Below are 5,471 nucleotides of genomic sequence, written 5' to 3' on the forward strand. Positions count from 1 at the left end.
AGAGGACGTTAAGTCCGTTTCTGGTAGCGGCCGCGTCCGGGTTGGTCGAGGAGTCCCTGACGAACGAGTCGTCCCAGGCGGGAGCGGGTGGCGTTGATCGAGGGCTCGTTGGTGGGCAGGCCGAGGAGTTCGTGTAGGTCGCGAACCCGGAAGACCCGCCCGGGATGCTCGTTGAAGGCGGTCACGATGCGCTGGTAGACGGTGGCGGTCTCCGCAGGGGCCGGCTCGTGGTCGGGCAGGGCGAGGCCGTCGATGACCTTGCCGGCGGTGGCGATCTCGGCGAGGCGGGCCTCTACCTCGGCCAGTGCACCGGTGAGTTGGTCAATCTGTTCGCGCAGGTAGTCGGCGCGTGTGGCGGCCTCGTCGTGTTCGGCCTGCAACAGCCGCAGGAGTTCGGTGACGTTCATGCTGCCAGCTCGACGTCGTCGCGCCAGGCAGGGCTGGGGGCGGTGAGGCGGCGGAGCATGCCGGCGGTGGCGGCCCAGTAGACGCGGGAGGCGGCGTTGTCGAGCCGGTGGTCGTAGTCGCGGGCAAGGCGCCGGTGGAGCATGAGGGTGCCGTTGACCTGCTCGACCACCCACCGCTTCGGTTGCGGAACGAACCCCTTGCCCACGTCGTCGGGGTTGCGCCGGACCACCTCGACGGTGATGTCCTTCACCGCCCCGTGGATGATCACGGCATCCTTGAAGCCCTGGTCGACCAGGGCCTTTTCCAGACGCATCCCGCACCGCTCGTCCGCCTGGTCCAGCAGGGCGATACCGGCCTCGTTGTCGTGCGCGCTCGCGGCCAGGACGACCACGCCGATGATCAGGCCCAGCACGTCGACGGCCAGTCCCCGCTTCCTCCCGGGCGTCTTCTTGTTCGCGTCCAGCCCCGTCGTCCCCTTCGGCACCCCGGCCGCCACGCGGACGGACTGGGTGTCGATGATCACCAGGGACGGGTCCTCTAATCGTCTGGCCCGCTCCCGCACCTGGCAGCGCAGGATCTCCTGGATCCGCTGGTCAAGGCCGTCCTGGCGCCACAGGGTGAAGTAGTAGAACACTGCCGACCAGGCCGGTAAGTCGTGCGGCAGGAGCCGCCACTGGCACCCCGTCCGGTTCTGGTACAGCAGCGCGTTCACGACCTCGCGCAAGTCACAGGAGCCCGGATCCCCGGTCGCCGACCGCGACACCCGCTCCTGCTTCCAGGCGGTGACCAGCGGCTCGATCAAGGCCCACTGCCCGTCGGACAAGTCTGTTGAGTACGGCATCCGTTCCATACCCCGACCCCACCATGCACACGACACGCGAGTCAGCCCGAATACCTCCGTACCCACAAACGGGCGACACCAGATCATCCAGAAACGGACTTAACGTCCTCTGAGGTGGCGAACCATTCGGTCCTGTCCGTCTCGGGCCCGGCCGTGCGCCGCCATCGGCCGTAGTGCGTGCGGCAGAGGTCTTGGCTGTAGATCGGGCGAGCGCAGCGCTGGTCGCCGCGCTCGACCGTGCAGGGGTCGCGCTCGTCGCCCCAGAGCGTGCGGATGCGGACCGGGCGCTGGTAGGTCTGGATGAACTCGTCGCGAGACAGGCCGCTGGCGCTGTGGGCGACGACGCAGTGCCGGCAGAGCACCGTCCCTGCGGTGACCAGCGTCCAGCAGCTGCGGGTGGTGCACTGGGTGGAGCCGGTGAGCGGGTTGTCGGCGTCGCCGTTGAAGAACCAGGTCCCCGCGTCCCACTCGCCGGCCCGCCAGGCGGGGTCCGTGTGCTCTGCCAGCCAACGGCTCCAGTTGGTCAGGTCGACCGCCGGGATGGCGGGGAAATCCTCGACAACCGGATAGGCGGCCCGGTGAGCCTTCTGAGCCGCCATCAGCCTTTCGCCCCCACGAGTTCGACGGCCGCCCGCAGGTCCTCACCGGTCGGGTGGAGGTAGGGGGCGAGCGAGGCTGGCGAGACGTGGCCCAGCAGTTCCTGGACCACGTCGCGGGGTACTCCTGCGCGGATCCAGGCGGTGGCGGCCCCGTGGCGGGCCATGTGGGGGCGGGCGGTGATGCCGGCCCTGCGCCCGAGACGGTCGAACAGCTCCTTCGCCGAGGAATACTTCATCGGGCGGCCGAGCGGGGCTTGGAAGAGGTTCACGAACACCATGTCGCAGCCTGCCGCCTCGGGGACGGTATCGCGTTCGTACTGGTAGTCGGTGTAGCGGGCGACCACGTCGGGGACCACGGGGACGGCGCGCGAGTAACGCGACTTGGCCAGGGCGCCGTTGGCGTTGTCACTGCGGCGGCGGACGTGGATGTGGGGTCCGGGCTGGCTGCAGCCCAGGGCCTGGGAGTCGGCCAGGAAGTGCATGTCCTCGCGGCGCAGGCCAAGCGCCTCACCGATGCGGATGCCGGTGCAGCCCAGCAGTGCGATCAAGAACTTGTCCCGCGCGTGGGACGCCAGGCTGATCAAGGTCTCGATGTCCTGCGGTCGCAGGGTCTCCACCGGGTCCTCGCCGACCGAGAATTTGATCATCTTTGCTTTGACCTGTCGGTACTGGCCGTTCTCTCCCGTCTCGAAGCCGGGCGGGAGCCAGCGCAGGTACTTCGGGGTCGACATCCGTTCGACCAGGACCGGGTCGATCCATTCCTCCCGGGCGGCGAAGCGGAAGAACTCGCAGACCGCGGTCATCACCGCGTTCGCGGTCTTCTGGGAGCGGAAGCGCGGCGTGGCCGACGCGGCCCCGCGCGTAGGCAGCGGGGTGTCGACCAGCCAGCGCAGGAACCGGGCCAGGTCCAGCATCCCGGTTCGGCGCCAGTCGAGTCCTGAGGCGTCGCACCAGGTCAGGTAGAGCGCGACGCGGGTCGCGTAGACGCGCTCGGTGTTGACCGAGCGCCCGAGTGCTCGAAGGCTCGCGAGGAAGAGGCAGCCCTCCTGGTGGGGGCGGTACTGCGAGTCCACCACTGCCCACGAGTGTTGACCTGCCGGTGAGGCGGCTCGTTCTGCATGAAAGATCATGATCGGACGCTACGATCCGTGCCTCACGACCTGCGGATATTACTCCGTCACGCGTCAGGGTGATCTTCATACTCACATAGCTGATGCCAAATCAGGACCCGAGATAACGATCATCCTGGTCGCATACGTCGAGACGTAGCTCGACCACCCACCTGCGGGGCAGCACCTGGAACCCTTTCACATCCGCGTTGCGCGGCACCGCGACGATCTCCGGGTTCTCGTGCTCCGCGGCCCAGCCGACCAGGCCGGCATCGACCACGACATAGCCGCCGTCCACCCAGACCAGCCCGACCTGCGCGAACTCCTCCCGGATCCCGGCCAGGACCAGCTTCGTGCCCGCCCGGTCCTGCACCGACGCCGAGTGCACGACCGCCCGCAGCACGAGTCCGCAGGTGTCCACCAGCAAGTGCCGCTTACGGCCCCGGACGCGCCTGCCCGCGTCGCAGCCGATCGCCTCCCCGCCCTGGTGACTGCGGGCCGACTGCGAGTCCAGCACCGCCGCCGAGGGCCGCGGATCCCGGCCGTCCGCCACCCGGCCCCGGTCACGCAGCACATCATGGACCCGGTCCCAGGTCCCGTCCGCCGTCCAGGCGCGGAACCACCGGTAGGCCGCGTCCCACGGAACGAGGTCGCGCGGCACCAACCGCCACGCACAGCCACCGACCAACACGTACAGCACAGTGTCCACCACCAACCGACGCGGGAACTTCAGCCGACGGCCCGCCCGACGCGGATCCCGCACCGGCAGCAGGGGCTCGATCACCGCCCACTGAGCATCCGTCAACGACGAGGAGTAGGAAGGCTTGCACGCACGGACACACATGACGGTGATCTTCGCGGGCACCTCAGCCGCGAAGATCACCACCAACACATCACGCCACGCAGTTGATCAATTACCCAACACTTTCTCAGCTTGGCGTTTAACCTCGCTGGTCACCCGACCTGCTAATCTGCGGTTTTTCCCGGGACAGCGGAGGCGGCCGTTCTCCACGCTTCGAGATGTCGAGTCAAGAAGCACGAGAGAACGGCCGCTGTCTATGAGTCTCCCTGTCGATGCGCCCGCAGGTGAGGCGTTGGGCCTGTTGTCCCGCTTTCGAGTCGAGTTCTACGAATCCCTGTACAGCCGCCCGGATGCGCTCTTCGAGCTCACGGACGCGGTGCTGTGCGCGGACGGGCCCGTGAAGACCCTGGTCGAGCTGTCGCTGGCCACCGAGCACCGGCGCGGGCACGGTGCCCTCTACTCGGCGTTGGACCAGGGCTGGCTGGAGCCGACGCGGCTGCGGCGCGCACTGGCGGGCCTGCCGCTGCCGAGGGCGGCCGACGGCCGGGTCGTCCTGGCCGTGGATGTGAGCAACTGGCTCCGCCCCGACGCCCCCACCAGCGACGACCGGCTGTTCTGCCACGTCTACGGACGCGGAGACCGCAAGACGGACCAGTTCGTGCCGGGCTGGCCGTACTCCTTCGTCGCTGCGCTGGAGTCCGGCCGCACATCCTGGGTCGCGCTGCTGGACGCCGTGCGCCTGGGCCCCGCGGACGATGCGACTGCCGTCACCGCCGCCCAACTGCGCGATGTCGTAGAGCGGTTGAAGCAGGCCGGGCACTGGCGGACAGGCGATCCCGAGATCCTCATCGTGATGGACGCCGGCTACGACGTTGCCTACCTCTCCCACGCCCTGAGGGACCTGCCCGTCGTGCTGGTCGGACGCCTGCGCTCGGACCGCGTCATGCTCCGCGACGCAGGCCCCGCCCGCTCCGGCCCGAAGGGCGGCCGGCCTCGTCGTCACGGGGGCGTCCTCACTTTCGCCAAGCCGGACAGCTGGCACCGGCCCGATGTCACCACAGCCACGGACACCACCCGCTACGGCAAGGCGGAGGCGATCGCGTGGGATCGGATGCACCCCAGACTCACCCACCGCGGCCCCTGGCTGGACCACGCGGAGGAGGAACTGCCGGTCCTGCACGGCACGTTGACGCGGCTGAAGGTTGAGCGCCTGCCTGGCGATCGCGACCCGAAACCGGTCTGGCTGTGGTGTTCCGCGACCAGCGCCACCAGCGTAGACGTGGACCACTGGTGGCAGTCGTTCCTCCGCAGGTTCGATCTCGAGCACACCTTTAGGCTCATGAAGCAGACCCTCGGCTGGACCGCCCCGAAGATCCGCCACGCGGACACCGCCGACCTGTGGACCTGGCTCATCATCGCCGCCCACACCCAGCTCCGCCTCGCCCGGCCGCTCGCCGAGGATCTACGCCGTCCCTGGGAGCGACCGGCCGAGCCCCGCCGCCTGACCCCCGCCCGAGTGCGGCGGGGGTTCCGCAACGTCCGCGCGACGGCGGCCTGCCCGGCGGCCGCGCCGAAACCATCCCGAGCCGGCCCAGGACGGCCTCCCGGCTCGAAGAACAAGCGCCGGGCGAAGCGCCACGACGTCGGCAAGACGGTCAAACGCGCCGAGTCGATCCAGGAACACCAAGCCCGACGACCATAAACGTCAAGCT

The 5,471-nt window shown here is 69.0% G+C and carries 6 protein-coding genes; 1 reads left to right on the top strand and 5 read right to left on the bottom strand.

Annotated features, from left to right (window positions below; genetic code table 11):
* Positions 1–8: 8 nt before the first annotated feature.
* The 5 genes from AC2TEW_RS38120 to AC2TEW_RS38140 all read right to left on the bottom strand — a co-directional run bounded on the left by AC2TEW_RS38120 (position 9) and on the right by AC2TEW_RS38140 (position 3,843).
* Positions 9–407 (bottom strand): type IV toxin-antitoxin system AbiEi family antitoxin domain-containing protein, encoded by a 399-nt coding sequence (locus AC2TEW_RS38120; RefSeq protein WP_484627668.1) that lies wholly within the window; start codon positions 405–407, stop codon positions 9–11.
* Positions 404–1,258, bottom strand: coding sequence for an IS5 family transposase (locus AC2TEW_RS38125; RefSeq protein ID WP_484627669.1), 855 nt, complete (start codon positions 1,256–1,258; stop codon positions 404–406). The genes AC2TEW_RS38120 and AC2TEW_RS38125 overlap by 4 nt, the downstream gene beginning before the upstream one ends.
* A 74-nt stretch (positions 1,259–1,332) precedes the next feature.
* Entirely contained in the window at positions 1,333–1,848 is a 516-nt protein-coding gene (locus tag AC2TEW_RS38130) for a hypothetical protein (RefSeq protein ID WP_484627767.1), read from the bottom strand.
* Complete coding sequence (locus tag AC2TEW_RS38135; protein WP_484627768.1) at positions 1,848–2,924, bottom strand: tyrosine-type recombinase/integrase; 1,077 nt, start codon at positions 2,922–2,924, stop codon at positions 1,848–1,850. The genes AC2TEW_RS38130 and AC2TEW_RS38135 overlap by 1 nt, the downstream gene beginning before the upstream one ends.
* Before the next feature lie 145 nt (positions 2,925–3,069).
* On the bottom strand, positions 3,070–3,843 hold the full coding sequence (locus tag AC2TEW_RS38140) for an IS5 family transposase (protein WP_484627769.1): 774 nt from the start codon (positions 3,841–3,843) through the stop codon (positions 3,070–3,072).
* A 172-nt stretch (positions 3,844–4,015) separates the two neighbouring features.
* On the opposite strand from AC2TEW_RS38140, the gene AC2TEW_RS38145 reads away from it, so the two are divergent.
* Complete coding sequence (locus tag AC2TEW_RS38145; RefSeq protein ID WP_484627538.1) at positions 4,016–5,461, top strand: NF041680 family putative transposase; 1,446 nt, start codon at positions 4,016–4,018, stop codon at positions 5,459–5,461.
* The last annotated feature ends 10 nt before the right edge of the window (positions 5,462–5,471 follow it).

Source organism: Kitasatospora sp. NEAU-CNBT7 (genome assembly GCF_057220535.1).